This window comes from Eikenella sp. HMSC071B05 (genome assembly GCF_001811325.1).
Taxonomy (GTDB): Bacteria; Pseudomonadota; Gammaproteobacteria; order Burkholderiales; family Neisseriaceae; genus Eikenella; species Eikenella corrodens.
The window spans coordinates 540,267-566,487 of sequence record NZ_KV804551.1 but is presented as its reverse complement, the minus strand read 5'-3'; the positions used below and the strand labels follow the sequence as shown (position 1 = coordinate 566,487).

The 26,221-nt window shown below is 56.9% G+C and carries 24 protein-coding genes and 1 pseudogene; 11 read left to right on the top strand and 14 right to left on the bottom strand.

The window, feature by feature from the left end:
* Positions 1-60: 60 nt before the first annotated feature.
* The 5 genes from miaB (at position 61) to HMPREF2796_RS08785 (ending at position 5,905) form a co-directional block, all read left to right on the top strand.
* Positions 61-1,386 carry a tRNA (N6-isopentenyl adenosine(37)-C2)-methylthiotransferase MiaB gene (miaB, locus tag HMPREF2796_RS08805; protein WP_070632969.1) on the top strand — a complete coding sequence of 442 codons (1,326 nt, stop codon included), beginning with the start codon at positions 61-63 and terminating at the stop codon, positions 1,384-1,386.
* Between the two features lie 38 nt (positions 1,387-1,424).
* On the top strand, positions 1,425-1,907 hold the full coding sequence (locus HMPREF2796_RS08800; RefSeq protein WP_070632967.1) for a hypothetical protein: 483 nt from the start codon (positions 1,425-1,427) through the stop codon (positions 1,905-1,907).
* 112 nt (positions 1,908-2,019) lie between these two features.
* A complete protein-coding gene (locus HMPREF2796_RS08795) occupies positions 2,020-3,510 on the top strand; it encodes a subtype B tannase (protein WP_070632964.1) in 1,491 nt (496 codons plus the stop codon).
* 163 nt (positions 3,511-3,673) lie between these two features.
* The gene (locus HMPREF2796_RS08790; RefSeq protein WP_070632962.1) at positions 3,674-5,011 is read left to right on the top strand and encodes an NCS2 family permease; all 1,338 of its coding nucleotides are present in this window, start codon (positions 3,674-3,676) and stop codon (positions 5,009-5,011) included.
* Between the two features lie 309 nt (positions 5,012-5,320).
* Positions 5,321-5,905 (top strand): phosphatase PAP2 family protein, encoded by a 585-nt coding sequence (locus tag HMPREF2796_RS08785; RefSeq protein WP_246826847.1) that lies wholly within the window; start codon positions 5,321-5,323, stop codon positions 5,903-5,905.
* 146 nt (positions 5,906-6,051) lie between these two features.
* Here HMPREF2796_RS08785 and HMPREF2796_RS08780 read toward each other — a convergent pair whose 3' ends face one another.
* The 7 genes and pseudogenes from HMPREF2796_RS08780 to hfq form a co-directional block, all read right to left on the bottom strand.
* Positions 6,052-6,417 (bottom strand): hypothetical protein, encoded by a 366-nt coding sequence (locus HMPREF2796_RS08780; protein ID WP_070632958.1) that lies wholly within the window; start codon positions 6,415-6,417, stop codon positions 6,052-6,054.
* A 164-nt stretch (positions 6,418-6,581) separates the two neighbouring features.
* A complete protein-coding gene (locus HMPREF2796_RS08775; RefSeq protein WP_070632956.1) occupies positions 6,582-7,094 on the bottom strand; it encodes a hypothetical protein in 513 nt (170 codons plus the stop codon).
* 94 nt (positions 7,095-7,188) lie between these two features.
* A pseudogene (locus HMPREF2796_RS08770) lies at positions 7,189-8,599 on the bottom strand (leucyl aminopeptidase).
* A 151-nt stretch (positions 8,600-8,750) separates the two neighbouring features.
* Positions 8,751-10,469: an arginine--tRNA ligase gene (gene argS / locus HMPREF2796_RS08765; protein WP_070632954.1), complete on the bottom strand. Its 1,719-nt coding sequence runs from the start codon at positions 10,467-10,469 to the stop codon at positions 8,751-8,753.
* Between the two features lie 42 nt (positions 10,470-10,511).
* Positions 10,512-10,904, bottom strand: coding sequence for a fluoride efflux transporter FluC (locus HMPREF2796_RS08760; protein ID WP_070632951.1), 393 nt, complete (start codon positions 10,902-10,904; stop codon positions 10,512-10,514).
* Positions 10,905-11,001: 97 nt separating this feature from the next.
* Complete coding sequence (locus HMPREF2796_RS08755; RefSeq protein WP_070632949.1) at positions 11,002-11,700, bottom strand: 5'-methylthioadenosine/adenosylhomocysteine nucleosidase; 699 nt, start codon at positions 11,698-11,700, stop codon at positions 11,002-11,004.
* 106 nt (positions 11,701-11,806) lie between these two features.
* The gene (hfq, locus tag HMPREF2796_RS08750) at positions 11,807-12,067 is read right to left on the bottom strand and encodes an RNA chaperone Hfq (protein ID WP_003822900.1); all 261 of its coding nucleotides are present in this window, start codon (positions 12,065-12,067) and stop codon (positions 11,807-11,809) included.
* 294 nt (positions 12,068-12,361) lie between these two features.
* On the opposite strand from hfq, the gene radC reads away from it, so the two are divergent.
* Positions 12,362-13,072, top strand: coding sequence for a RadC family protein (gene radC, locus HMPREF2796_RS08745; protein WP_070632947.1), 711 nt, complete (start codon positions 12,362-12,364; stop codon positions 13,070-13,072).
* 130 nt (positions 13,073-13,202) lie between these two features.
* Here radC and HMPREF2796_RS08740 read toward each other — a convergent pair whose 3' ends face one another.
* Positions 13,203-15,608 (bottom strand): FepA family TonB-dependent siderophore receptor, encoded by a 2,406-nt coding sequence (locus HMPREF2796_RS08740; protein WP_083308689.1) that lies wholly within the window; start codon positions 15,606-15,608, stop codon positions 13,203-13,205.
* Positions 15,609-15,972: 364 nt separating this feature from the next.
* Between HMPREF2796_RS08740 and HMPREF2796_RS08735 the strand changes: the two genes are divergently transcribed.
* The 3 genes from HMPREF2796_RS08735 (at position 15,973) to HMPREF2796_RS08725 (ending at position 19,155) form a co-directional block, all read left to right on the top strand.
* Entirely contained in the window at positions 15,973-17,040 is a 1,068-nt protein-coding gene (locus HMPREF2796_RS08735; RefSeq protein WP_083308688.1) for a FecCD family ABC transporter permease, read from the top strand.
* 190 nt (positions 17,041-17,230) lie between these two features.
* Positions 17,231-18,016: an ABC transporter ATP-binding protein gene (locus HMPREF2796_RS08730; protein ID WP_070632945.1), complete on the top strand. Its 786-nt coding sequence runs from the start codon at positions 17,231-17,233 to the stop codon at positions 18,014-18,016.
* A 113-nt stretch (positions 18,017-18,129) separates the two neighbouring features.
* On the top strand, positions 18,130-19,155 hold the full coding sequence (locus HMPREF2796_RS08725) for an ABC transporter substrate-binding protein (protein WP_070632943.1): 1,026 nt from the start codon (positions 18,130-18,132) through the stop codon (positions 19,153-19,155).
* A gap of 222 nt (positions 19,156-19,377) precedes the next feature.
* Here the strand turns inward: HMPREF2796_RS08725 and HMPREF2796_RS08720 are convergent, their stop codons facing one another.
* Positions 19,378-19,740, bottom strand: coding sequence for an Mth938-like domain-containing protein (locus HMPREF2796_RS08720; RefSeq protein WP_070632941.1), 363 nt, complete (start codon positions 19,738-19,740; stop codon positions 19,378-19,380).
* A gap of 277 nt (positions 19,741-20,017) precedes the next feature.
* On the opposite strand from HMPREF2796_RS08720, the gene HMPREF2796_RS08715 reads away from it, so the two are divergent.
* Positions 20,018-21,322: a homoserine dehydrogenase gene (locus HMPREF2796_RS08715; protein WP_070632939.1), complete on the top strand. Its 1,305-nt coding sequence runs from the start codon at positions 20,018-20,020 to the stop codon at positions 21,320-21,322.
* Complete coding sequence (locus tag HMPREF2796_RS08710) at positions 21,315-21,725, top strand: hypothetical protein (protein WP_070632937.1); 411 nt, start codon at positions 21,315-21,317, stop codon at positions 21,723-21,725. The genes HMPREF2796_RS08715 and HMPREF2796_RS08710 overlap by 8 nt, the downstream gene beginning before the upstream one ends.
* Positions 21,726-21,848: 123 nt before the next feature.
* On the opposite strand, the gene yfaE is transcribed toward HMPREF2796_RS08710, so the two are convergent.
* From yfaE to HMPREF2796_RS08685, 5 genes are all read right to left on the bottom strand, one after another.
* Positions 21,849-22,157 carry a class I ribonucleotide reductase maintenance protein YfaE gene (gene yfaE, locus HMPREF2796_RS08705; protein ID WP_070632935.1) on the bottom strand — a complete coding sequence of 103 codons (309 nt, stop codon included), beginning with the start codon at positions 22,155-22,157 and terminating at the stop codon, positions 21,849-21,851.
* Between the two features lie 119 nt (positions 22,158-22,276).
* Positions 22,277-22,747 (bottom strand): copper resistance protein NlpE, encoded by a 471-nt coding sequence (locus HMPREF2796_RS08700; RefSeq protein WP_070632932.1) that lies wholly within the window; start codon positions 22,745-22,747, stop codon positions 22,277-22,279.
* Between the two features lie 58 nt (positions 22,748-22,805).
* Positions 22,806-23,171, bottom strand: coding sequence for a hypothetical protein (locus HMPREF2796_RS08695; RefSeq protein ID WP_070632929.1), 366 nt, complete (start codon positions 23,169-23,171; stop codon positions 22,806-22,808).
* Positions 23,172-23,191: 20 nt separating this feature from the next.
* Positions 23,192-24,331, bottom strand: coding sequence for a GTPase ObgE (gene obgE, locus HMPREF2796_RS08690; RefSeq protein WP_070632927.1), 1,140 nt, complete (start codon positions 24,329-24,331; stop codon positions 23,192-23,194).
* A 267-nt stretch (positions 24,332-24,598) separates the two neighbouring features.
* A complete protein-coding gene (locus HMPREF2796_RS08685; protein ID WP_070632925.1) occupies positions 24,599-26,050 on the bottom strand; it encodes an NAD-dependent succinate-semialdehyde dehydrogenase in 1,452 nt (483 codons plus the stop codon).
* Positions 26,051-26,221 lie beyond the last annotated feature (171 nt).

Below are 26,221 nucleotides of genomic sequence, written 5' to 3'. Positions count from 1 at the left end.
TGCCGCCTCCGTAAACCATCAGCCCCGCAATTACGGGACACCTGAAAGAAGAACCAAACCATGAAAAAAGTCTATATCCGCACCTTCGGCTGCCAAATGAACGAATACGACAGCGACAAAATGCTCGCTGTCCTTGCTGAAGAACATGGCGGCATCGAGCAGGTTGCCGAGCCGGACAACGCCGACATCATCCTGTTTAACACTTGTTCCGTGCGCGAAAAAGCGCAGGAAAAAGTGTTTTCCGATCTTGGCCGCATCAAACCCATTAAACAGAAAAATCCAAACGTAATCATTGGTGTGGCGGGCTGCGTCGCCTCTCAGGAAGGTGCAGCAATTATCGAGCGCGCGCCTTATGTGGACGTGGTGTTCGGCCCACAAACACTGCACCGCCTGCCCAAAATGATTGTGGATAAAGAAACCACCGGCCATTCGCAGGTGGATATTTCCTTCCCCGAAATCGAAAAATTCGACCACCTACCTCCTGCCCGTGTGGACGGCGGCAGCGCGTTCATCTCCATCATGGAAGGCTGCTCCAAATATTGCAGCTTTTGTGTGGTGCCCTATACGCGCGGCGAAGAATTCTCCCGCCCGCTGGGCGATGTGCTGACTGAAATCGCCGGCCTGGCGCAGCAAGGTGTTAAAGAAATCAACTTATTGGGGCAGAACGTGAACGCCTATCGCGGCGAAATGGACAACGGCGAAATCTGCGACTTTGCCACACTGCTGCGCATCGTCCACGAAATCCCCGGCATCGAACGCCTGCGCTTCACCACCAGTCACCCGCGCGAATTTTCCGATGCCATCATCGAATGCTACCGCGACCTGCCCAAGCTGGTGTCGCACCTGCACCTGCCGATTCAAAGCGGTTCCGACCGCGTATTGAGCGCGATGAAACGCGGTTACACCGCCTTGGAATACAAATCCATCATCCGCAAACTGCGCGCCATCCGCCCCGATTTGTGCCTGAGCAGCGACTTCATCGTCGGCTTCCCCGGCGAAACCGAGCGCGAGTTCGAGCAAACACTGAAGCTGGTGAAAGACATCGCCTTCGATTTGAGCTTCGTCTTTATTTACAGCCCGCGCCCCGGCACGCCCGCGGCCAACCTGCCCGACGACACGCCGCACGAAGAAAAAGTGCGCCGCCTCGAAGCGCTGAACGAAGTGATTGAAGCGGAAACCGCCCGCATCAACCAAACCATGCTCGGCACAGTGCAGCGCTGTTTGGTGGAAGGCATCTCCAAAAAAGATCCCGACCAGCTCCAAGCCCGCACTGCCAACAACCGCGTGGTGAACTTTACCGGCGATGTGTCGCTCATCAACCAAATGGTGGAGATTGAAATCACCGAAGCTTTTACCTTCTCGTTACGCGGCGAGTTGGTGAAGTAAACAACAGGCTACCTGAAAATTTACTAGGAAGGATAAGCATGAAGAAAATCGCGATAACCGCGCTATTGGGTTTGTTGCTTGCCCCTGCCTATGCCGAAAATCAGCAGGGTTTCGACCAGGATGAAATCTATCAGCAGGTTCAGCTAACAAGCGAATATATTGAAAACGAGCTGAGTAATATCGTGCTGGCGAATTTGGCCGTGATGTCGCCCGAACAAGAGCGGCGGCTGAATACGAGTAAACAGGCAGAAAATGTGTTTAATCAAAGAGCTCGGCGCCAGCTTATGCAAACCTGGCCTGCCTATATGAATCGCTGTTATGCCGGCAATGCAGCTAGATTGTGCGCCTATCGCGATATCTATTTCCATCAAATATTTGAATTTGTTATGAAACAAGCTGGTGATCGGCAGCGGGTTGTGCCGCTCAATGCGCAAACCCGCGCCTGGATACGGCAGAACCCCCGTTTGTCGGAGCAGGCTTCGGCTGAAATAGCTGCGATAGTTCATGAGGCGGGTTTGTAAAGCAGTGCGCTTCGGTATTTTCTTGCCACGGATTCGAGGTGCATGTTTTCAGGTAGCCTGTCAGCATTTTAGGCGTACAATCGTGCTTTTCGGGTATGCAGAAAGGAACAACATGATAAAATTCAAAACCACCCTGTTGGCCGGTATCTTGGCGCTGGCTTGCGGCAGCAGTGCGGCAAAAACCATCGAAGTCAGCCAAGGGTACGGCCTCGATTTCCGCACTCAAAACTACACCCGCCAAAGCACCGTAGTAAACGGCCAAACCGTAGCCTATCGTGCCTATGAAAATATCGTGTATGTGGCTAATCCGGCCGACAGTGTTCATCAGGCCATCAATATCTACATCCCCGAAGCCTATTTCAACGGCGGCAGCATCAACGGCTACACCGCACAAACCGCACCCATTTTCCTGCCCAACCAAATCGGCGGCTATATGCCGGCCAAAGCCGGTGTGCCGGGGCAGGGTGGTTTCGGCCCAAGCAAAGAAGGGCAGGTTGACGCCATGCAGGTTGCTTTGGCCAGAGGCTATGTGGTGGCCTCGCCCGGCGCGCGCGGCCGCACCGCCGCCACCGGCAAAGCGCCTGCCGCGATTGTTGATTTGAAAGCAGCCGTGCGTTATTTGCGTTTCAACGATGCGGTGATGGCCGGTGATGCCGAAAAAATTATCTCTAACGGCACCAGCGCGGGCGGTGCCCTATCTGTGTTGCTCGGTGCCAGCAGTAATCAGGCCGACTACGAGCCCTATCTGCAACAGCTTGGTGCCGCTCCGGCCAAAGACCATATTTTCGCCGTTTCCGCCTATTGCCCGATTTCCATTTTAGATCATGCCGATGCTGCCTATGAATGGCAGTTTAATGGTGTGAATGACTACCAAAAAATGGATATTTCCATGATCGATTACCATGTTGAACGCAAATTGGTAAACGGTACGCTCACCAACGAGCAAATCCAAATTTCAGGTAGCCTTAAAACCCAATTCCCAGCCTATGTGAACAGCCTGCGCCTGCGTGATCCGCAAGGCCGGGCACTGCGGTTAGATGCGCAGGGTAACGGCAGCTTTAAAAACTATATTGCCTCCTTCCTGCGCCGCTCGGCCCAAAGCCAGCTGGATGCAGGCAAAGACTTGAGCAGCCGCAACTGGCTCACTATCCGCAACGGTAAAGTGAGTGCCGTGGACTTTGCCGCCTATGCCCGCGCCGCCGGCCGCCAGAAAACCCCGCCCGCTTTCGATGCGTTGGATTTGAGCAGCGGCGAAAATCAACTGTTCGGCACCGCCACCACCGACAAACAGCACTTCACCGCCTTCTCCTACCAACACCGTGCCAATGCGCAAGCCACCTTGGCCGACCCGCAGACGGTGAAGCTGATGAACCCGATGCACTACATTAGCCGCCACACCGCACCACAGCATTGGCGTATCCGCGTTGGCACGGCCGATAGCGATACCTCGCTGGCCATAGCCGCCATCCTCACCGCCAAGCTGCAAAACAGCGGTAAACGGGTGGACTTCGCATTGCCGTGGGACGTACCGCACAGCGGCGATTACGACTTAGACGAGCTGTTTGATTGGATGGATAAAACCGTACGCCGGCCGCACGGCTAATTACTGAGGCTACCTGAAAAATGTTCGGCAGACGTTTTCAGGTAGCCTTTATAACGCGTCAAACACAAAGCAAAAGAGACAGAGGCTACCTGAAAATAAAACCGGAGCTTAATCTCGTAAGAACCCTTTATATCAACCCTTTCCCAACCCAACCCGAAACATCATGCAATCCTTTCTAGACCATTATTTCAAACTTTCCGAAAACAAAACCACCATCCGCACTGAGCTGATGGCGGGGCTCACCACCTTCCTCACCATGTGCTATATCGTCGTGGTGAATCCGCACACCCTGTCGCAGGCGGGGATGGATTTTGGTGCGGTGTTCGTGGCCACATGCATTTCCGCTGCCATCGGCTGCCTGATTATGGGCGCGCTGGCCAATTATCCGATTGCATTGGCGCCCGGCATGGGGCTGAATGCCTATTTCACCTTCAGCGTGGTTAAAGGTATGGGCGTGCCGTGGCAGGTGGCGCTGGCGGCGGTGTTTGTGTCTGGCATTATCTTTATTTTGTTCAGCTTTTTGAAAGTGCGCGAAATGTTGGTGAACGCGCTGCCGATGAGTCTGAAAATGGCGATTGCCGCCGGTATCGGCCTGTTTTTGGCACTGATTGCGCTCAAAGGCTCGGGCGTGGTGGTGGGCAATGAGGCCACGCTGGTGCACATGGGCGAATTCCGCCTGCCGGTGGAAGGACAGCCAGGCATGTATACGCCGAATTGGCCGATGCTCTTGGCGCTGCTGGGCTTTTTCATCATCGTGGTGCTGGATTATTTCCGCGTGCGCGGCGCCATCATCATCGGCATTTTGGGCGTTACCCTGCTGGCGGTGCCGCTGGGGCTTACCCGCTTCGAGCGTGTGGTATCGGCCATTCCCAGCATGGCGCCCACCTTTATGCAAATGGATTTCAACCATCTGTTTTCAGGTAGCCTGATTGCGGTGATTTTCGTATTTTTCCTGGTGGACTTGTTCGACAGCACCGGCACGCTGGTGGGCGTGGCGCACCGTGCCGGCCTGTTGGAAAACGGCAAACTGCCGCGCTTGAAAAAAGCCCTGTTTGCCGATTCCGTGGCCATCGTGGCTGGGGCGGCGCTGGGCACTTCCTCTACCACGCCTTATGTGGAAAGCGCCTCCGGCGTGGCTGCGGGCGGCCGTACCGGGCTCACTGCCGTTACCGTGGGCGTGCTGATGCTCGCCTGCCTGTGGTTTTCACCGCTGGCCGAAGCCGTGCCTGCCTTCGCCACTGCGCCTGCGCTGTTGTATATCGGCATCCACATGATGCGTTCGGCCACGGAAATCGACTGGAACGACATGACTGAAGCCGCACCCGCCTTTCTCACCATGGTGTTTATGCCGTTTTCCTATTCGATTGCCGACGGTATCGCCATGGGCTTCATCAGCTATGCCTTGGTGAAACTGTGTTGTGGCCGATCTCGCGACGTACCGCCCATGGTGTGGGGCGTGGCTGTGTTGTGGGCATTGAAATTCTGGTTCTTGGGCGCATAAGGCACGTTTAAATAGCAGAGAGAAAAAGGCTACCCGAAAGTTTTCAGGTAGCCTTTTGGTATGTGTGGCAGAAATGAGAATATGGGGTGGTTCAATAGGAATAGTTCAGATATTTGAAAAACGCAGCAAAATTCTGTGGAACATGGCTTAGCGGCAGCTTGTTGCGTCAGCTGCTATCCATGGCAGTATAAAGGTGGAATATGGTTATACATGGTTGTCGGGTTAAATAAGCTTAAATATTCCCTAATTCTTTGCTAATTATAGATAAGTATAGTTCGATTTATCTGAATGATCTTGAGAGGGCTGGGCATGGAGTTTTTGCACGCGATCAACCAATCCTTGTTTCTGTTTATTAATGCCGATCATGATGACCATCCCGGCGCCATAGTGATGGCTTTGCTGATAGCAGAGTATTTAACCGCCATCACGCTGGTTGCGGTGGCGGTTTATTTGGTTTGGAAACATCGGCGTCGGCGAGTTGTTTGGTTGAATGTGCTGTGCAGCCTGCTGTTGGGCATGGCGGCAACCTATCTGATCCGTAAGGGCTGGCATGTGCCGCGGCCGTTTGATATGCAGTTGGGCACTAATTTTCTGGCGCACAGCGCAACCTCGTCTTTCCCCAGCAAACACATGACTTCGCTGACTGCCCCGCTGATGAGCATGTGCCTGTTTGCCACAACGCGGCTGGTGGGCGTGGCCGGTTTGATGGTGGCAATGAGCGTGGCGTGGTCGCGGGTGTATCTGGGCGTGCATTGGCCGCTGGATATGGCCGGGGCGCTGCTGGTGGGTTTGCTGGCGGCTTTAACCGTAAAGTATGGCTTACGCCCGTTGTGGATGCGCTGGCTTGATTCGGCGGATGGCAAGTTTGCCATTCAAGATAAAAAGGCTACCTGAAAGGTTTAGCTCGATTGGAGCTATGTTTTCAGGTAGCCTATTTTTATTGAGCCTTGCCTTATAGCCAATCCATTTAACTTCTGCGACAGCGTTGGCTCGCCTTATATTGATTGCCATTTGATTAGCGATGGCCACACTTGCCAGAATCAATCATAACGGCGGCATTTAATATCTGAATCCTCGCAGAAAATCGCATTTTCCGAGGCTTGGCAGGCGCGGCGGACTTGGGTGCGGGCGAGGCCTTCGTTGTGGCTGGTGGCTTCATAGGTTTTGCGGAACGGGGTAATGCTGCACACATAAGTAGGATTGCGGCCTGAGCGGTGCTCAATGATGACTTCGCGCACATTGCCGTTGTGCGCAGACTGATTGCGCTCCAACACGGCAATGCGTGCTTCCAAATCGGCAATGCGCCGCTCCAGCGTACTAATGCGCGCGGCATCGTCGGCCGGCGCGGCATAGAGTGCAGTGGGCAGGGCTGAGAGGGCAAGCAAGAGGGGAAGTAGTTTTTTCATTAAAATCCTTGAGTTGGAATGGAAGTTGTATTTCAGGTAGCCTTTTCGAGGGCGGGATGCTACCTGAAAAATGGAAAATAAAACAGAGCAGGTGTGAATGAAAGGGTTGGGCGTTTGCCTAGTATGGGTGAGCCGATACCCAGCTGGTTGGTTTTGCTCAAGCTTCAGTTCGGCAAACGGCGGCAGATGCTTTGTGCCATTTCTTGACCGGTTTGGTCGTCGATTTGGGTTTGACGCATGGTGCTGGCATCGAGGCTGTCGATGCGCAGGGTGATTGTTTTGGCCTGGCGATCACTATCGAGGATGGTGGCGATGTGGTGCTCTATGTTACGGAGTTCTAGATTGTTGCCGATGGTTTGGCGGGTAGCAGCATCATGCTGCGGGCGGGCACGATTGCTGTTCCAGACGAGGATCAGGGTATCGTTGGATAGTTGCCAGGTGCCAGTGGCGCTTTGCTGGAAACGGAAGTCAAGGCCTTGGCGGCGGAAGGTATAGTCGCCAATACTGTTGGCGTAGTGGTTGGGGCGGAGGGTGAGGCTGTCGGTAACGGTGGCATAGATGCTGGGGTATTCTGTGGTGCAACGCCATTGGCCGGCAAGTTGGGCTTCGTTGAGAGGCGCAGCATGAGCGGCGCTGATGGTAGCGGTGAGGATAAGGATGGGAGTGAGTTTTTTCATAATGGTTCTGGTGCAGATAGGTTGGTTTGGTGGAAGTTAGGTTTCAGGTAGCCTGCTTCTTGCCACAGGCTACCTGAAATTGACGGCTGCCGCCTTACACGCCGGCTAGGTTGCAGAGGTATTGCCATAAGAGCGGCACGGGGCGGCCGGTGGCGCCTTTTTCTTTGCCGGATTTCCAGGCAGTGCCGGCGATGTCGAGGTGCGCCCAGGTTTGCTCTTGGGTGAAGTGGGCGAGGAAGGCGGCGGCGGTGAGGGTGCCGGCGGGGCGGCCGCCGATATTTTGCAGGTCGGCAAAGTTGGATTTGAGCTGCTCACTGTATTCTTCAAACAAGGGTAGCTGCCAGGCTTTGTCACCGCTTTGGCGGGCTGCTGCGAGCAGGCTGTCGGCCAGTTCCTGATTGTTGGCCACCAGGCCGCTGGCGGCACTGCCCAGCGCGATGACGCAGGCGCCGGTGAGGGTGGCCACGTCGATGAGGGCGGCGGGCTTGAATTGGGCGGCATAGGTGAGGGCGTCGCACAGGATTAGGCGGCCTTCGGCATCGGTGTTGAGGATTTCGATGGTGGTGCCGTCCATGGCGGTTACGATGTCGCCGGGCTTGTTGGCGGCGGCATCGGGCATGTTTTCGCAGGCGGGGGCGACGGCAATGAGGTTGACGGGCAGTTTGGCGCGGGCGGCGGCAATGAATGTGCCGATTACGCTGGCAGCGCCGCACATATCGAATTTCATTTCGTCCATTTCGGCACCGGGCTTGAGGGAGATGCCGCCGCTGTCGAAGGTTACGCCTTTGCCCACCAGCACGACGGGCGCGGCGTTCTTATCGGGTGCACCGAAGTAGGAAAGCTCGATTAAGCGCGGCTCTTGGGCGCTGCCTTTGGCTACCGACCAAAACGAGCCCATGTGTTCTCGGATGTAGTCGGCGCCGAGGATTTTGGCAGATGCTCCGGCGGCTTGGGCTTCGGCGCGGGCGGTATCGGCCAAATAGGCGGGCGTGCAGATGTTGCCGGCGGTGTTGCCGAGGTCTTTGCATAAATTGATACCGTGCAGCAGGGCTTGGGCGCGGCTGAGTGCATCTTGGGCGGATTGGTCGGCTGCGGGGGAGTAGAAATCGGCTTTGTTGCAGGGCGGCGGGTTTGGCGGTTTTTTTGAAGCGGTCGAAACGGTATACGGCTTCGCCCAGCGCGGTGGTGAGCACGCTGAGGGCATCGCTCAATTCGTCAGCGGAGAAGGTGCTCAAATCGATGGCAAGCGCAGGCTGTTTCTGTGCCCAACCGGCGGCATGGCGGAAGGCTTTGGCCAGCGTATCGTGCCCCGTGTTGTCGAGTTTGAGTACGGCGGTGTCGGCAAAGCTGCCGTTGGCGGGCGTGCGGGCGACGGCGAAGGGTTCGCTTTCGGTGAGCGTGCCGTAGAGCAGGGCGGCGGTTTCATCGGCCGGGGCGGCGGTGCACAAAAACAGGCGGGCAGCTTGGTCGGCGGGCAGGGTGGCGGAGTGGAGATGGAATTGCATGTTGGTCCTTGGGTTGATTAGGGTGGAAAACGGGTGGCATTTTATCGCTTGGCGCGGGGGAAAGGCTACCTGAAAATAAATGGGTGCAAAACAAAAGAACAGGCTACCTGAAAAATTTCAGGTAGCCTGTTTATTATGCAGCGATAAAGGCTTACATCACTTCTAGCGTGTCGATGCCCAAGAGGCTGAGGCCGGTTTGCAGGGTCTGGCCGGTGAGGGCCGCCAGCTGCAGGCGGGTGTTGCGGACGCTGCCCTCGGCTTTGAGGATGGGGCAGGCTTCGTAGAAGCGGGAGAACAGGCTGGCCACTTGGTAGAGGTAGGCGGCGAGATAGTGCGGGTAGGAACTGTCGGCCACGGTTTGCAGCACGTCTTCAAACTTCAAAAGTTCGGCGGCAAGCTGGCATTCCAAAGGTTCGGTGAATACGGGCTGTTCGGTTCGGTTCCATTCGCCGGCTTTTTTCAACACGCTTTGCACGCGGGTGTAGGCGTATTGCAGGTAGGGGGCGGTGTTGCCTTCGAAGGAGAGCATGTTGTCCCAATCGAAGATGTAGTCGCTGGTGCGGTTTTTGCTCAAATCGGCGTATTTCACGGCGCCGATGCCCACGCTGCGGCCGATTTGGGCGGCGGTGGCATCATCCAGCTCAGGGTTTTTCTCTTTCACCAGGGCGGTGGCGCGCTCTACGGCTTCATCGAGCAGTTCAACCAGCTTCACGGTGTCGCCGCTGCGGGTTTTGAAGGGCTTGCCGTCTTTGCCCATCATAGTGCCGAAGCCGATGAATTCGGCTTTCACGTTTTCAGGTAGCCAGCCGGCTTTGCGCGAGGCGGCGAAAAGCTGGGCAAAATGCAGGCTTTGGCGGGTGTCCACTACATAGATGATGTGGTCGGCTTTGAGTTCGCGCACGCGGTAGCGGATGCAGGCCAAATCGGTGGTGGCGTAGAGGAAGCCACCGCCTTGCTTCTGGATGATGAAGGCGGCGGGGTCGCCTTCTTTGTTTTTGAATTCGTCGAGGAAGACTACTTTGGTGCCGCCGTCGTTCACGGCTAAGCCGCTGGCCAAGAGTTCGTCTACCACGGGCTGCAAGTCGGCATTGTAGGAAGACTCGCCGCGCACGTCTTCGGGTTTGAGCAGCACGCCGAGCCGGTTGTATACGTTCTGCGCGTGTTTGAGCGACATGGCCACAAACTGCCGCCACAGGGCGAGCACGGCTTCGTCGCCGCTTTGCAGTTTCACCACGTATTCGCGCGCGGTGTCGGCAAAGGCCGGGTCTTCGTCGAAACGCACTTTGGCGTTGCGGTAGAACTGTTCTAAGTCGGCCAGTTCGAAATGTTCGTTCTGCGCCTGCTGTTCTACCAAATAGGCCACTAACATGCCGAATTGGGTGCCCCAGTCGCCCACGTGGTTTTGCGCAATCACATGGTGGCCGAGGAAGGAGTGGACGCGGTTGAGGCTGTCGCCGATGATGCTGGAGCGCAGGTGGCCGACATGCATTTCTTTGGCCAGGTTGGGTGAGGAGTAGTCGATAACGATGGTTTGCGGTGCGGCAGCCTGTGCCACGCCGAGGCGGCCGCTTTGCAGGGCGGCGTGTACTTGTTTGGCCAAAAATTGCGGGTTCAGGCGCAGGTTGATGAAGCCGGGGCCGGCTACTTCGGAGGAGGCAATCAGCTCGTTGCCGCCCAGCGCGTCGACCACTTTCTGCGCCAGCTCGCGCGGGTTTTGCTTGCGCTGTTTGGCAGCGCCCATCACGCCGTTAATTTGGAAATCGCCGAATTCGGGGTTTTTAGCCGGCTGCAACACTACCGGCGCGCCTTCGATACCGGCAGCGGCAAAGGCTTGTTCGGCTTCGTGGTTGAGGAGATGAGATAAGTTCATGATGTTTTCAGTTTCGGTAGATAAACAATAAAAATCTGTAATTTAGCTTCGGATTAAGCGCTGCACGGCAGCAGCGGCCAGCAAGGTGGCGGCGATGCCGCATATGGTGTGCAGCGACAGAATCAGGCCGGCATGCAGCCAGTCTTTGTGCAGCAGGCGGTCGGACACCTCGCTGGAAAGTGCGGAAAAGGTGGTGAGACTGCCGAGAAAGCCCATTATCAGTGCATTTTGCAGCGGCTGGGTAAGCGGCTTGCCGACTAACAGCAAGCCCAATATTATGCCGGCCAGCAGGCAGCCGATCAGGTTGGCCAGCCAGGTGCCGACAGCGAACTGGGCAAACAGCGGATTGAAACGCAAACCCAGTTGCCAGCGCAACAAGGCGCCGAGAGTGGCGCCGATAGCAATCAGTGCTGGCTGGCTATAGGGCGGGTGCATTTTCAGGTAGCCTCTTGGCGGCAGGCGGGCAGCATGACCGTGCCGCACTGAACGGGTAGCTGTTTGTTTTTATGCCGGTTTAGTTTTTCAGGTAGCCTCAAAGCGCTTCAATCAGCTGCAATACCATTTGGGCTGAATGCACGGAGGCTGTTTTCAAAAAGGTTTCAAAGCTGGTATCGGCTTCTTCATCGGCGAGGTCGGAAATGGCGCGGATCACTACAAACGGCACGCCGAAGCGGTGGCAGCTTTGGGCGATGGCGGCGGCTTCCATTTCCACTGCCTGTACATCGGTAAAATAGCGGCGCACTTCAGCCACGGATTCGCTGCTATGCACGAATTGGTCACCACTCACAATCAGTCCACGGTGCACGGCAGCGTGCTCGAATGCGGCGGCGGCTTTTTCGGCAGCGGCGCATAGGGCAGAATCGGACTCGAAGCGTGCAGGCATACGCGGTACATGACCGATGGCGTAACCGAAAGCAGTAACATCCACATCATGATGCGCGGTTTGCGTGCCGATTACTACATCGCCCACTTTTAGCTCGCTACCCAAGCCGCCAGCACTACCGGTGTTGATGACAAAATCGGGTTGATGGCGTTGCAGCACCAGGGCGGTGCTGAGTGCGGCATTGACTTTGCCAATACCACTTAAAGCCAACACAACATTTTTGCCGGCGTACTCGCCGCAGTAGATATCGAAATCGGCCACATGTTCGCTGCGCAGATTTTGTAGATTTTCTTTGAGCAGAGCGATTTCCGGCGGCATGGCGCCGATGAGTGCGATGGTTTGGGACATGGTTGGATTCTTTCAAACCGCCCGCACAGGCAATGGATGCGGGCGGCGTATGAATAAGCAAAACGCACTGCCTGTAAGCAACAGCCAGTGCGCTGGGGATGCCTGTTTATTGCTCGGCGTCGGCGGCAGGTTTCTGCTCGGCGGGCGGCTGCAGGCTCACGGCGCGTGCCGGAACAATGGTGGAAATCGCGTGTTTGTACACCATTTGCGTTACCGAGGTGTTGCGCAGCAACACCACATATTGGTCAAACGACTCTACCTGTCCTTGTAGTTTGATACCGTTCACCAAATAAATGGATACCGGCACATGTTCTTTGCGCAGTGCGTTTAGAAAAGGATCTTGTAACATTTGTCCTTTAGTTGCCATAGTTTATTTTACTCCGATTATTTTTGTTCAAACTTTTTCAGGTAGCCTCCTCCTGGCGGGATACTTCCCATACAGGGTGGGTGAAAACTGAAAAAAGATGGCGAATTGTAGCCGTTTGGCGCAGCTTTTTCCAACCTTTTTACGCAAGCTATCGATGAGTAAAGTTCTTTTTATGAGGCAGGTCAAACCGTATGCGCGGCAGGCTTGCTTTGTCAGGATTGTTTATAAGCGTTGGAATTGTGTTGCTCTTGTATAATCCGCTAGTTAACGCGATACGCATAAAGGGAAATTAAGATGGGCATTAAACATTGGCCAGAAAACGAACGGCCGCGCGAGAAACTGTTGCATCGCGGCGCGGGAGCATTAAGCGATGCGGAACTGTTGGCCATCCTGTTGCGGGTAGGCACGCAGGGGATGAGTGCGGTGGATTTGGCACGTTATCTGTTACAGGAATTTGGCTCACTCAACCGACTGCTTTCCGCACCTGCCGCCGAACTGACGATGCACAAGGGCATGGGCGAAGCGGCGTATTGCCAGTTTGCCGTGGTACGAGAAATCGGGCGGCGCCTGCTGGCCGAGGAAATGCGCGATACACCCGCTTTCAACTCGCCAGACGCAGTGGCCAATTATCTGGTGCTGCAATTGGCGCATGAGCCGGTGGAAGTGAGCGTGGCGATGCTGTTGAGCAGCAGTCATAAGTTGATTGCATTTCAGGAATTGTCGCGCGGCACGGTGGCGGAAAACACGGTGTATATCCGCGAGGTGGCAAAGCTTGCCCTGAGCCATCATGCCGCTTCGCTGATTATCGCGCACAATCACCCTGGCGGCTCGACCGAGCCTTCGCCAGCAGATTTAGCCTTCACCCGTCGCCTGCAACAGGCATTGGCGCTGCTGGATGTGCGGTTGTTGGATCACTTTATCGTGGCGGGTAATCGGGCAGTGTCGTTTGTGGCAAACGGGTGGATGCGGGAATTGGCGGAGGATGGGGATGTTTTGGCTGGATAGGTTGTTTTGTATCAATTTATAGCGAGAGAGTAGTGCTAGAAAAGGTTACCTGAAAACGTGGTGCAGCAGAGCTGCTGCCAGGTTTCAGGTAGCCTTTTTTATGTTAGACCGCGGGTTTGGCTATCCGCCTTTAAAACGAATAGCGGGCGTTAAAGAAGAAGCTGCGGCGGCGTTCGTTGTAGGTGCGGGCGGTGCCGGCGGTACGCAGGATGGTTTTGTCGAACAGGTTGTTCACGCCGGCACGCAGGCTGACGGTGTCTTTCCAGTTGTAGCCGACGTTGAGTCCGAACACGCCGTAGCTGCCCAGTTCATGCTCTTTCAGCTTGCTGCCGCCGTCTTCATAGTACACGTCGATGAAGCGGGTGGGCCGAGAGCCGGTTTTTTGGCGGCCGTAGTAGGTGTAGGTGGCGTTTAAGTCCCATTCGGGAGTGATTTGCCAATTGAGTGCGCTGTTGATGGTGTATTTGGGCACAATCGATACGGGATTACCGTAGAACTTCTCTTCGTTACGCTGAAAATAAGTGAAGTTGGTGCTGAAGTTCAGTTTGTCGCGAATCAGCGGCAGGGTTACGTTGCCTTCGAAGCCGGCGAGTACGGCTTTGCCGCGGTTGCCCCATTGGTACACGTTGGTGGCGGTGTAGTTGCGCCAGATGTTGATGCCGGCGCGGTTATTGCTGCGGCGCACGTCGCGGTTATAGCCGCCGGGCGGGGCATCAATAGTGGTTACGAATTCGCCGTTGTCGACGATGCGGTTGCGGTAGTCGTTGTGGAAATAGGCCAGCGAGGCGAGGTAGCCGTCTTTGTTGAACTCGAAACCGATTTCTTTATTGATACTGGTTTCGGGTTTGATGTCTTTATTGCCGACAAAGTAGCAGGCACGGCCCCAGTCGAAGCCGCCTGGGCGGTTGTTGAGATAGGGGTCGGTGGGGCGCTGATCGTTGCCTGCGCCGGTGCCGCCGGTGGCACTGTTATTTTGTGCGTTGGGGTTGTCCCAGCGGTTGTGTTCGTCGATGGGGCAGCCGTGGCTGGCATTGGTCAGCATGTAGTTGGGCTGGGTTTGGTATAAGTTGGGCGCTTTGAAGGCGCGGGCGATGCCGCCTTTAATCCGCCAGTTGTCGTTCAGGGCGTGGGAGAAGTTGAACGAGGGGGAGAAGGTGGAGCCGAAGGCGGTGTTGTAGTCCCAGCGCAGGCCAGGGGTCAGGAAGGTGCGGCCTTGGTTGAGGGAAATATTGTCTTCCACATAGATGGCAAAATCATTCTGGCTGCCTTTGCCGCTGCGGCCGGTGCTGGCGAGCCAGGGGATGTTGCCGTAGGTTTGCATGGTTTGCTTCATGGAGGCGGAATCGTCGAGCACGGAGCGGCCGCCTTCCGCGCCCACGGTGAGGGTATGGCGCCCCAAAGGCAAATCGGCACGGCTGCCGAAGCGGTAGTTTTTCAGGATACTGTCGGAAAAGCCGGTGGTGCTGTTGTAGGCACCCTCGGTGCTGCCGAGCAGGCCTTCGGGCAGGCGGCTGTTTACGGTTTTGTCGAAGCTGATGTAGCTTTCCAAGTCGCCCCATTCCCAGTTGCCGCGGTGGGTAAGGGTGTAGCTTTGGCGGTAGAGGCGGGCGGTTTCTGTGCCGATAAGCGGGAAGGCAACGTTGCGCACGGCCGGAACGAGTACGTTGCTGCTTTGAGTGTCGCCGTTGTAGATATTGCCTTGGCGGCTGTAGGAGGCATCGAAGGTAAGGCGTTGGGTGGGGCTGATGTCCCATTGCAGGCGGCCGGCGATGTCGCGGTTGCGCACGCCTTCGCGGCCGGCGCTCAGAGCCGTGCCGGTGTTTACGCTGTTGTTGATGTCGAAATCATCGGGGCTGGTTTTGTTGAGGCTACCGTAGAGGCGGAAGCCGAGGGTGTCTTGCACGATGGGGCCGGATACGATGAAGTTGGCACGGCGGGTAGCGCCTTGGCCGGTACCGCTCTGCGGCTGTTCGATATAGGTGCCTACGCTGCCGTGGAATTCGCGGGTGATGGATTTGGTGCGGATGTTTACCACGCCGCCCATGGCGCCGGAGCCGTAGCGGGCAGCGGCGGGGCCGCGCAACACTTCGATTTTTTCAATCATTTCGGGCGGTACCCAGTTGGAATCACCGCGCGTGTTGCGCACGCCGCCGCGGCCGTAGCGTTCGGCATTGCGCGAGCGCACGGGTTTGCCGTCGATCAGAATCAGTGTGTTTTCCGGGCCCATGGCGCGGATGTCGATTTGGCGTTTGTTGCCGCGTGTGCCGCCGGGCGAGTTGGTGCTGAGGGTAACGCCGGGCATTTTGCTGACGATTTCGGAAATGTCGTTGCTCACCGGCGTGCGCTGCAGGTCTTGCTTGGTGATTAGCGAGGAACCAAGCTGCTGTTTAACTTGGGCTTCGGCAGTGATATAGATGGTTTCCAGCTCGGCACTGTCGGCAATAGGTTCGCTGGCAGCAGGTGCGGTTTCGGCAGTGGCGAAACCAGAGAGAAGGAGTGCGTTGAGCACGGTGAGGCGGAACAACTTGGTTTGCATTTGGCGTGAGTCCTTGTGAGCGGTTTGTTCAAAAGTAAGTAGAGAGATAGTTTTCAGGTAGCCTGCTGTGCATCAGAGGCTACCTGAAAATATTGTTTCGGCAGGCGCGGCATGGTTGCCGAGTTTTGCGGGGGCGGATAATCGGTTTTTGGCGCGGTGGAAACCATCAGGCGGAAGGACTAGTCCTATCGGCTATGCGGCAGGCTGGGTGGTGGAGCGGAAATTGGCGGCCTGCAGCCATGCTGGCACTCGCACGCCGCATCCGCCGGAAGGGGAAGGCGGGGCATACTCCTTTCGTACGATAAAACGAGGTTTGCCTTGCAGATAGAATGCGGCAGTTTTCCCTGCCTGTTTCCGATGCCTTATGTCTGTGCCGCCGCCCAAACGTTCTGCCGGCTATCTGCTGCTGATGGCCACTCTTGCCTGCCTGTTGCTGCTGGCGGTGTTGTTTTCCCTGTCGTGGGGGCGCTATCCCGTGCCACCGGGCGGGGTGTGGCGCAGCCTGATGCAGGGGACGGTGCAGCTGGCATCTGAGTGGCATTTGCCCTTTGCAGCAAGCCTGCCGCAGATTCAGGCCGACGAGGTGCAGGCCAATATTGTGTTGAATTTGCGCCTGCCGCGTATTTTGGCAGCCATGCTGGTGGGCGCGGCGCTGGCGGCTTCGGGCGCAACTTATCAGGGAATTTTCCGCAACCCGCTGGTGTCGCCCGATTTGCTTGGCGTGTCTTCTGGTGCTTGCGTAGGCGCGGCGTTGTCGATTCTGCTCGGCTGGAGCATTTGGGGCACTCAAGCAGCGGCCTTTGCCGGCGGGTTGTTGGCTGTGGTGATGACTTTAGCGCTACCTCGGCTGATAGGGCGCGATTCGGCAGTGATTTTGGTGCTGGCGGGGATTGTGGTGTCGGGCTTTATGTCGGCCACGCTGGGGTTGATGAAATATCTGGCCGATCCGGAAACCGAGCTGGCGGAAATCGTGTATTGGCAGATGGGCAGCCTGGCAAAATCGGAATACGGCAATCTGGCGGCGCTGGTGCCGGTAATGCTGCTGGCCGCCGGCGTGCTGGTGGCGATGCGTTGGCGCATCAATGTGTTGTCGCTGGGCGATAGGGAAGCGCGGCTGGTGGGGGCGGAAATCCGGCGCGAACGCACGATTATGGTGGTGTGCGCCACGCTGCTGACTGCCTCGGCGGTGTGCCTGAGCGGCACCATCGGCTGGCTGGGCTTGGTGGTGCCGCACTTGGCGCGGCTGGCGGCGGGCGACAACAACCTGCGCACGCTGCCGCTCTCCATCTTGGCCGGCGCACTGTTTCTGCTGTGCACCGACACACTGGCGCGCAATCTGTATGAACAGGAAATTCCGCTGGGCATCATCACTGGTTTCATCGGCGCACCGTTTTTCGCCTGGGTGCTGGTGCGGCAGAAAGTGGCGGATTAGTCGCAGCCAGCCAACCTTTTGATTTGGGCGGCTGTACACAGGCTGCATTGCAGGCTACCTGAAAGCGTGAGCTTCAACGAAGTTAAAATCTGCCCGCCCGATTCCGGCAAACCTGTTTTACTTGTTTGTGCCGCGCAGAATCCTGCTTTCAGGTAGCCCAAGCCCGGATTAGAAATAACCCAAACAAACCATGCTGAACATCGAAAACCTGCATTACGCCTACCGCGGCCGCCCCGTGCTCAACGGCGTCAATCTGCACATCGAACGCGGCACGCTGCTCACACTGCTCGGCCGCAACGGCGCGGGCAAATCCACCCTGCTCAACTGCATCGCCGGCCTACTTGCCCCGCAGCAGGGGCGCGTTCTGCTGAACGGGCAAAACGTGCAGGCTATGCGGCCGCGCCAGATTGCGCGGCTGGTGGGCTATGTGTCGCAGGCCGCGCCGCAAACCTACCGCTACAGCGTGTTGGATTATGTGGTGCTGGGGCGCGCCGCTCATTTGAGTTTGGCTGCCAAGCCGAAAGATGAAGACTACGCTGCCGCCATGCAGGCTTTGGAAACGCTGAATATCGCCCACCTGGCCGGGCATATATATATGGAAACCAGCGGCGGTGAGAAGCAGCTGGCCAATATCGCCAAAGTGCTGGTGCAGCAGCCTGAATTGATTTTATTTGACGAGCCCACTTCTGCACTCGATTACGGCAACGCCGTGCAAACCCTGCGGCTGGTGGCGGATTTGTCCGAACGCGGCTACACCATCATCATGACCTCGCACAATCCCGAACATCCGCTGCTCCTGCACGGCCGCCTGCCGCACAGCCAAACCGCCATCCTGGGTCGTGACGGCACGCTGCAGGCCGGCAACACCGCCGATATTTTGAGTAACGAAAGGCTGGAACAACTCTACGGCGTCGGCCTGCGCCTGCTCGACGTGCCCGATTGGCCGCGCCGCGTGTGCGCCGTGGCGCAATTGTGAACGGCCAAATTTCAGGCTACCTGAAACCAAAAACTTGTTTTAACTCCGTTGATGCTAATGCTTTCAGGTAGCCTTCAATTCCACCCCAAGCTCTCAAGCAAAAAGGAAAAACCATGTTTTCAACACCAAGCAAACTCAGCGCCGCCCTGTTTACCGGCCTACTGCTCGCCTTCCAGCCCGTGCACGCTCGTACCGTGCGCGACATCAACAACCAAAGTGTAGAACTGCCGCAACAGGTAAACCGCATTGCCGACCTGTGGCCGGCCAACAACCAAGTGGTGCTGATGCTCGGCGGTGCCGACAAACTGGTGGCCACCACCGAAGCCGTCCGCAACCTGCCGTGGTTTGCCAAAGTGTATCCGCGTATTCAAAACGTGCCTGCCTTGAGCAACGGCCAAACTGTGCAGAGCGAAGCGCTGCTCGGCGTGCGCCCTGATGTGGTGCTGCTTTCCCAGCCCGCCATGCAGCAGCAGGTGCGGCGCGCCGGGATGAAGCCCGTGCTGGTGCGCTTCCAAGACTTTAACGGCCTCAAGCAAACCGTACGCATCACTGCCGACGTGATTGGCGGCAACGCCCCGCAAATCGCCCGCCAATACAACGCCGAATTAGACGGCAACCTGCGGTTCGTACGCAGCCGGCTGGCCAATCTGAGCGACGCGCAGAAACCCACCGTGCTGCACCTCACCGGCGGTGCCAACCTGCGCCGCATTGACGGCGGTCGTTCGATCATCGGCGAATGGATACGCATTGCAGGCGGTCGCCCCGCGTTGCCCGAACAGGCCAACTTGAGCGAAGTGTCGATGGAAGCCATTGTTCAGGCTAATCCCGACGTGATCATCGTGGGTGGGCGCAACGCCGCGCAGGCCATCGCCCGCATCAAACAAGACCCGGCCTGGCAAAGCATCAAAGCTGTACAGAACAACCGCTTGCACGCCAACCCGATCGGCACATTCGGCTGGGACCGCTACAGTACCGAAGCCGCCCTGCAAGTATTGTGGGCAGCCAAGATGCTGCATCCGCAACGGTTTAGCGATGTGGACATGACAGCCAAAACCCAAGATTTCTACCGCCGCTACTACCGCTACAACCTCAGTGCGGCCGAAGCACAGCGTATCTTGCAAGGCTTAGACCCGCAATAGGAACGCGTACGGCAAAAAGGCTACCTGAAAACGGCGATATGTTTTCAGGTAGCCTTTATTATAGTGGGTTAGCATAAGAATGCTACGGCGTTGGCTTGCCTGGCCGTAACGCGTGTACTGTCTGCGGCTTGCCGCCTTGTCTCATTCTTTATTTAAACCCACATTTTCAAGTAGCCTGTTGCAGCGGCTACCTGAAAATTCTGCGCCATCTTACCTGCTGCATTACGGCCACAACCATGCCCACACACGTCGGCCTTCGCTTTGCAGCAACAGGTAGGTGCGCACGGCGGCAGCGGTGTGCATGCATTCCACGCCGATGCCGCTTGCAGCGGCGGCAATGCGCGGGTGTAAAAACTGTTGCCGCTCGCCAGTACCGATGAGGATTACTTCGGGCCGGCTTGCAGCGGCGCGGGCTAGGTCTGCAGCTTGTAGCTCGGCTGCAGAGGCCAGGGTAACGGTTTGCACGCTGCCGCTGCCGTCAAGCAATATGGCTTGGCGGTAGATATGGCCATCAATTTCGATTTGGCCGCGTTGATAGTGGCCAATGTGGCAGGCGGAAGTGGGCTGGTGTTCTTGAATCAGCATAATTTGTTTGTGTTTGAATGGGTTGGAGGCTACCTAAAAGCATAGGCTGCAAGGAGATTGCAAAGCTTGGCTTCGAGGCAGTGTGGTTAAAAGTGTAAGTGTTTCTATTAAAAGGTGTAAAAAGCGTGGTTTTCAGCTAAGATAGCGGCTTTCTGTCCGCTTTCGGATTTTATTTTACTGTTTATTAGCTTGGCCGCCCGCATGGCAGGCCGGCATATTTTAGAGCAAAACGGCAAATTGGCGCTCGGCGCAGCCGTAATCATAACAAGGAGTCAGCATGCAACCAATTAGAATTGGCATCTTGGGGATGGGTACCGTCGGTGGCGGTACGGCCAAATTGTTGTCGGAAAACGCGCAGGAAATCACGCGCCGCCTGGGGCGCGAAGTGCGCATCAGTATGGCCGCCAGCCACAACACCGACCGTATCCGCAAACTATGCCCGAGTGACACGGTGGTGTCGGACGATGTGTTTCAGGTAGCCCGCAGCGCGGATGTGGATATCGTGGTGGAGCTGATCGGCGGTACGGATACGGCACGCGAAGTGGTGTTGTGCGCCATCGAAAACGGCAAACACGTGGTCACCGCCAACAAAAAACTCTTGGCCGAATACGGCAACGAAATTTTCGCGCTGGCGTCGGAAAAAAATGTGATGGTGATGTTTGAAGCGGCGGTGGCCGGCGGCATCCCGATCATCAAAGCCCTGCGCGAAGGCCTGGCTGCCAACCGCATCAAATCGGTGGCCGGCATCATCAACGGCACCAGCAACTTCATCCTGAGCAATATGCGCTCCCACGGCAGCCCGTTTGCCGACGTGCTCAAGCAGGCACAGGAGCTGGGCTATGCCGAAGCCGATCCGACTTTCGATATCGAAGGCCACGATGCGGCGCACAAACTGAGCATTATGTCCGCGCTTGCGTTCGGCACGCCGATTAATTTCCAACACTGCTACCTGGAAGGCATCAGTAAGCTGGAAAGCCAAGACATCCGCTACGCTGAAGAGCTGGGCTACCGCATCAAACTGCTGGGCATCACCCGTAAAACCGATGAGGGTATCGAACTGCGCGTACACCCCACGCTCGTGCCGGAGTGCCGCCTGTTGGCGCAGGTGGAAGGCGTGATGAACGCTGTGCTGGTGCAATCCAATATGGTGGGCGAAACCTTGTATTACGGTGCCGGTGCCGGTGCTGCCCCCACTGCCAGCGCCGTGGTGGCCGACATCATCGACACCGCCCGCTTGATGAACGCCGCCAGCGAGCAGCGCGTGCCGCCGTTGGCTTTCCGCAGCAACGAAGAACTGCCCGTGTTGCCAATCGATGAAATCACCAGCAGCTACTACCTGCGCGTATCGGCACAAGACAAACCCGGCGTGGTGGCCAATATCGGCCGTATCCTTGCCGAACAAAGCATCTCCATCGAAGCCCTGTTGCAAAAAGGTGTGATCAACCACGAAAACGCCGAAATCGTGATTCTCACTCATCAGGCTAAAGAAAAGCACATCAAGGCCGCCATTGCCCAAATCGAAGAGCTGGAGCACGTGTTCAAGCCTGTGATGATGCTGCGTATGGAAAGCCTGCATGGCTGAGATGAAAACAGATGAAGCCACCCGCCGTAAACGTCGCCGAACCCTTATCGGCTGGCTGTCGGTAACGGCGGTGCTGGTGCTCGCTTTTGCCCTCGTGCCGCGCCTGTATGCGCCGGATAATGCCGACATCAGCCGCCGTATCGTGGAGGCCTGCATCCAAAATATGCCTGCCGTGCCGCAATGGCAGGCCGATCTGGCCAAACACGGCCTCGCTGGCCAAAGCGATCGTGTACTCGAACCCTACTGCCGCTGCCTGTGGGAAGAGCCGGTGCAAAAACTCAGCACGGAAGACATCCGCAGCCTGCCCAAACTCTCGCCGCAACAGCAGCTGGACAAACTCGGCGGCAGCGAAGCCTTCCTGCAGCGGCAAGAGCAATGCCTGGCGGCACAGACCGGGCGTTAAGCATCAAGTATCTGGCCAAATCGAAGGCCGTTGTTGATACGAAATTAAAGGCTACCTGAAAACTTGGTTGAAGTTTTCAGGTAGCCTTTTGTTGGATGTGGATAATGAATGGCGAGGCTAGTGTTATTTGCTGCTGTTGTCGGCGAACAGATCTGGTTCGAATAAATCTGGCTGGTTTTCGCTTTGGTGGCAGTCGATATGGATGTCTTCTATTACTGTGCAGCAGCAGGTGAGGATTTCGTTGGGCAGAATCAGAGCCAGCGGGCACTCTCGGTATGTAACGCTGCCGGATAGGAGTTTAACGCGACAGGAGCCGCAATAGCCGCTGCGGCATTGGTATTCGACTGCGTGGCCGGTACGCTCCAAAGCTTCGAGTAGGGTTTCACCTTCCTGCAGGGTGAAGCGGGTGCTGTGGGTGGTGATCTGAGGCATGGGCGTTTGGTGCGGTGTTTGGTTCTGTATGGTGAAAATTTCAGGTAGCCTTTATGCACTGGCAGGCATAAAGGCTACCTGAAATGGTTTGGCTAGGCCAAAGCTGGATTTCTCTAAGATCAAGGCTGGCTTGCGGTCTGCTTCAGGATGTAGAGGTTGGCCAGTTCGCCTTCCACTTGTTTGCCGTCGGCATCCAGCGCCCAAATCTGGCCGTTGCCGATTTGGTAGAGCCGCTCGCCGCCGGCTTTGTCGAGCTGGAATATTTCTTGCGGTTTGCGCCAAGTGAGGCGGCCGGCAGTTTCTTCGGTAAACGGCTGGCGTTGCTTGTAAGTTTCGGTGAGTTGGTAACTGCCGTCTTCTTGCAATATCAAGGTGGTTTCGATGCCTTCGCAAGAGGCGCAGGGCAGCACGCCGTAGTAGCGGCCGACCCATTGGGTGTCGGGTTGTGCAGCGGTGGAAGCAGCTGATGCGGTAGGCTGGGAGGCAGCAACTGTGGAAGCGGCAGCCGGGGCAGAGGCTGGCGTGGTATTCTCTTGCGGGGCGCAGGCGGCCAGCAGCAATAGGGCGGGGAGGTAGGCTAGAGGTTTCATGGGCTGTCCTTTTGTTGTGATAAGCAGTGTGGCAAACCAGCACGAGGATGCCGTATGCTTACAGCGTGTTGGTAAAGGGTTTATACGGCGATTGGTGAATAACTTGCCATTGGCGGTTTCGTTTGGTGAGAGAGATTGTATAGGTTGCTTTTGGAGGGGTGTCGTAGGAGGCTAAGCCATTGAATAGCCTGATTTCGCAGTGAAAAATACCTTGTTTGATCATGCCGCCACCTTTTCTCACACAAGCATGGCCTGTGGTTAGGTGTTCTTTAGGACCTAAGTTTCGGTTGGCCTGATTGGCCAATTTGAGCACAGTTTCTTTGGGTGGGCCGCCAAAGGTAACATCCCCGGTGCTTAGGTATTGATATGAGCCGTATGCCACACCGATTACGATAACCCAGTTGATAAGTTTTCCTACAATCATGATATTTCCTTTACATGAAATTATTCCGGCTGCAACACCGAATAATCGTTGGTTTCTGAGATTTGCGGTGCAGCATTGGTCTGTTGGTTAGCCTCTGCTGCAGCCAGTTGTTTCTTCTCGGCCAGATACTGCCCGATTTGCCGCACCAATTCCTGTGTGCCCTGATGGGCGAGTGCGCTGATTTCAAACAGGCGCGGGGTTTGCCAATTGAAGCCAGGCTCGCCGGGGGCGGGATAATCCCAACCGATGGCTTCGAGGAATTCGGCTTTGCGTTCGGCAGCCTCTTCCGGCGTGAGCATGTCCAGTTTGTTCAGTACTAACCAGCGCGGTTTGTCGAACAGTTCGTCATCATATTTTTTCAGCTCGTTGATGATGGCTAGTGCTTCGGCGGCGGGGCTGACGGCTTCGTCGAACGGGGCTAAGTCTACCACGTGCAGCAAGAGGCCGGTGCGCGAAAGGTGTTTCAAAAAGCGGTGTCCCAGTCCGGCGCCTTCGGCCGCGCCTTCAATCAGGCCGGGGATGTCGGCCATCACAAAGCTTTGGCCTTCGTCCACGCGCACCACACCTAGGTTGGGGTGCAGTGTGGTGAAGGGATAATCAGCCACTTTGGGGCGGGCGGCAGATACGGCGCGGATCAGGGTGGATTTGCCGGCATTGGGCATGCCCAACAGGCCGACATCGGCCAGCACTTTCAATTCCAACAGCAGGCGGCGCGCTTCGCCGGGTTCGCCGGGCGTGGCTTGTTTGGGTGCACGGTTAACCGAAGATTTGAAATGGATGTTGCCCAAGCCGCCTTTGCCGCCGCGTGCCAGGCAAACGCGCTGGCCGTGTTGCGTGAGGTCGGCCACGATTTCGCCGGTATCGGCATCGCGGATCAGTGTGCCCACGGGCATTTGCAGCTCGATATCGTCGGCACCGGCGCCGTAGCGGTCGGAGCCGTGGCCTTTTTCGCCGTTTTGCGCCTGATAGCGTTTCACGAAACGGTATTCCACCAAGGTGTTTACGTTTTCGCTGGCTAGGGCGAACACGCTGCCGCCGCGCCCGCCGTCGCCGCCGTCTGGGCCGCCGCGCGGAACGTATTTTTCGCGGCGGAAGCTGACAGCGCCGTTGCCGCCGCGTCCGGCGGCAACTTCGATTTTGGCTTCGTCGATAAATTTCATTTGTGTGCTTTCCGTTTTCAGGTAGCCTCTTTGGGGCTACCTGAAAATCTTAATTCGTTATTGGGATGATGCTTGCAGCCGGAATTGGTGTGGCAGTGCGCCGAATTTTGGTTTAACCCGCCGAGCAAATGCGCACATTATAAAGGACTGGCGCAAAGGCTACCTGAAAATTTGTGCCATGTTTTCGTTTTGCAGAAACTGAGCCTTGGCTGCGCCAATCATCGTTTCACTGTGTTGCAGCGGACGCTTTTCAGGTAGCCTGCTGTATTAAACCGACAGCATTACGTATTTGGTTGCCAAATATTCGTCCAGCCCGTATTTGCCGCCTTCGCGGCCGATGCCCGACTGCTTCACGCCGCCGAATGGGGCGGCTTCGTTGGAAATCACGCCGGTGTTGATGCCGACCATGCCGTATTCCAAGCCTTCCATCATGTGCGTGGCCGTGCCGAGGCTGCGTGTGTAGCAATAGGCGGCCAGGCCGTATTCGGTGGCGTTGGCCTGTTGCAATACGTCTGCTTCGCTCTCGAAACGGAACACGGGGGCGAGCGGGCCGAAGGTTTCTTCGCGCGCCACTTTCATGCCGGCATGGGCGTGGCGGATAACGGTGGGCTGGAAGAAGAGTCTGCCTGCCGGGTGGCGCGCGCCGCCGGCAACTACTTCGCCGCCTCGGGCGAGCGCGTCGGCCAGGTGTTCTTCCACTTTGGCCAGCGCGGCCTCATCAATCAGCGGGCCGCATTCCGTGCCGCTTTCCAAACCGTTGCCCACTTTCAGGTAGCCTGCCGCCTGGGCGAATTTGCGGACAAATTCGTCATACACGCCGCTTTGCACATAGATGCGGTTGGCGCACACGCAGGTTTGGCCTGCGTTGCGGAATTTGCAGGCAATCGCGCCGGAGACTGCGGCATCGATGTCGGCATCGTCGAACACGATAAACGGCGCGTTACCGCCCAGCTCCATCGAGGTTTTTTTGATGGTGGAAGCACATTGCGCCTGCAACTGGCGGCCGATGGCGGTGGAGCCGGTGAAACTGAATTTTTTCACCGCATCGCTTTCGGTGAGCACACGGCCGATTTCGCGTGACGAGCCGGTGATCACATTGAACACACCCGCCGGAATGCCGGCGCGCTCGGCCAGGGCGGCGATGGCCAGCGCGGAAAACGGCGTTTGCGAAGCGGGGCGGATGATGAAGGTGCAGCCGGCAGCCAGCGCAGGCGCGGCTTTGCGCGTGATCATAGCGTTGGGGAAGTTCCACGGTGTAATCGCAGCACACACGCCGATAGGCTGCTTGAGCACCAAAATACGCTTATCGGGCGCGGGGCCGGGGATGGTGTCGCCATACACGCGTTTGGCCTCTTCGGCATACCACTCGATGTAGGACGCGCCATAGGCAATTTCGCCGCGCGCTTCGGCCAGCGGCTTGCCTTGCTCCAGCGTGAGCAGGGTGGCGAGGTCTTCCTGCGCCTCCATCATCAAATCAAACCAACGGCGCAGGATTTGGCTGCGCTGTTTGGCTGTGAGCGCACGCCAGGCGGGCAGGGCGGTTTGGGCGTCAGCCACCGCGCGTTCGGCTTCCGCCGCGCCCATATCGGGCACGCTGCCGATGGTTTCGCCGGTGGCGGGGTTGGATACGGCAATGGTGCGGCCGCTATCGGCATCAAGCCATTGGCCGTTGATGTAGCACCGGGTGCGCAGGAGGGTGGGGTCTTTTAGCTGGGTCATGGGAAGGGCTCTTTAGAGGCTACCTGAACATATGGGTAGGTGGGGCAGTTGGACAGGATGCTGGTTTGCGGCTGTATTTTATAGCGAATTAAATTTAAACCGGTACAGCGTTGGCTCGCCTTGCCGTACTATCTGTACTGTCTGCGGCTCGCCGCCTTGTCCTGATTTAAA

Coding starts and splice junctions, on each gene's coding strand:
- miaB (WP_070632969.1), top strand. CDS start 61: ATGAAAAAAGTCTATATCCGCACCTTCGGCTGCCAAATGAACGAATAC.
- HMPREF2796_RS08800 (WP_070632967.1), top strand. CDS start 1,425: ATGAAGAAAATCGCGATAACCGCGCTATTGGGTTTGTTGCTTGCCCCT.
- HMPREF2796_RS08795 (WP_070632964.1), top strand. CDS start 2,020: ATGATAAAATTCAAAACCACCCTGTTGGCCGGTATCTTGGCGCTGGCT.
- HMPREF2796_RS08790 (WP_070632962.1), top strand. CDS start 3,674: ATGCAATCCTTTCTAGACCATTATTTCAAACTTTCCGAAAACAAAACC.
- HMPREF2796_RS08785 (WP_246826847.1), top strand. CDS start 5,321: ATGGAGTTTTTGCACGCGATCAACCAATCCTTGTTTCTGTTTATTAAT.
- HMPREF2796_RS08780 (WP_070632958.1), bottom strand. CDS start 6,417: ATGAAAAAACTACTTCCCCTCTTGCTTGCCCTCTCAGCCCTGCCCACT.
- HMPREF2796_RS08775 (WP_070632956.1), bottom strand. CDS start 7,094: ATGAAAAAACTCACTCCCATCCTTATCCTCACCGCTACCATCAGCGCC.
- argS (WP_070632954.1), bottom strand. CDS start 10,469: ATGAACTTATCTCATCTCCTCAACCACGAAGCCGAACAAGCCTTTGCC.
- HMPREF2796_RS08760 (WP_070632951.1), bottom strand. CDS start 10,904: ATGCACCCGCCCTATAGCCAGCCAGCACTGATTGCTATCGGCGCCACT.
- HMPREF2796_RS08755 (WP_070632949.1), bottom strand. CDS start 11,700: ATGTCCCAAACCATCGCACTCATCGGCGCCATGCCGCCGGAAATCGCT.
- hfq (WP_003822900.1), bottom strand. CDS start 12,067: ATGGCAACTAAAGGACAAATGTTACAAGATCCTTTTCTAAACGCACTG.
- radC (WP_070632947.1), top strand. CDS start 12,362: ATGGGCATTAAACATTGGCCAGAAAACGAACGGCCGCGCGAGAAACTG.
- HMPREF2796_RS08740 (WP_083308689.1), bottom strand. CDS start 15,608: ATGCAAACCAAGTTGTTCCGCCTCACCGTGCTCAACGCACTCCTTCTC.
- HMPREF2796_RS08735 (WP_083308688.1), top strand. CDS start 15,973: ATGTCTGTGCCGCCGCCCAAACGTTCTGCCGGCTATCTGCTGCTGATG.
- HMPREF2796_RS08730 (WP_070632945.1), top strand. CDS start 17,231: ATGCTGAACATCGAAAACCTGCATTACGCCTACCGCGGCCGCCCCGTG.
- HMPREF2796_RS08725 (WP_070632943.1), top strand. CDS start 18,130: ATGTTTTCAACACCAAGCAAACTCAGCGCCGCCCTGTTTACCGGCCTA.
- HMPREF2796_RS08720 (WP_070632941.1), bottom strand. CDS start 19,740: ATGCTGATTCAAGAACACCAGCCCACTTCCGCCTGCCACATTGGCCAC.
- HMPREF2796_RS08715 (WP_070632939.1), top strand. CDS start 20,018: ATGCAACCAATTAGAATTGGCATCTTGGGGATGGGTACCGTCGGTGGC.
- HMPREF2796_RS08710 (WP_070632937.1), top strand. CDS start 21,315: ATGGCTGAGATGAAAACAGATGAAGCCACCCGCCGTAAACGTCGCCGA.
- yfaE (WP_070632935.1), bottom strand. CDS start 22,157: ATGCCTCAGATCACCACCCACAGCACCCGCTTCACCCTGCAGGAAGGT.
- HMPREF2796_RS08700 (WP_070632932.1), bottom strand. CDS start 22,747: ATGAAACCTCTAGCCTACCTCCCCGCCCTATTGCTGCTGGCCGCCTGC.
- HMPREF2796_RS08695 (WP_070632929.1), bottom strand. CDS start 23,171: ATGATTGTAGGAAAACTTATCAACTGGGTTATCGTAATCGGTGTGGCA.
- obgE (WP_070632927.1), bottom strand. CDS start 24,331: ATGAAATTTATCGACGAAGCCAAAATCGAAGTTGCCGCCGGACGCGGC.
- HMPREF2796_RS08685 (WP_070632925.1), bottom strand. CDS start 26,050: ATGACCCAGCTAAAAGACCCCACCCTCCTGCGCACCCGGTGCTACATC.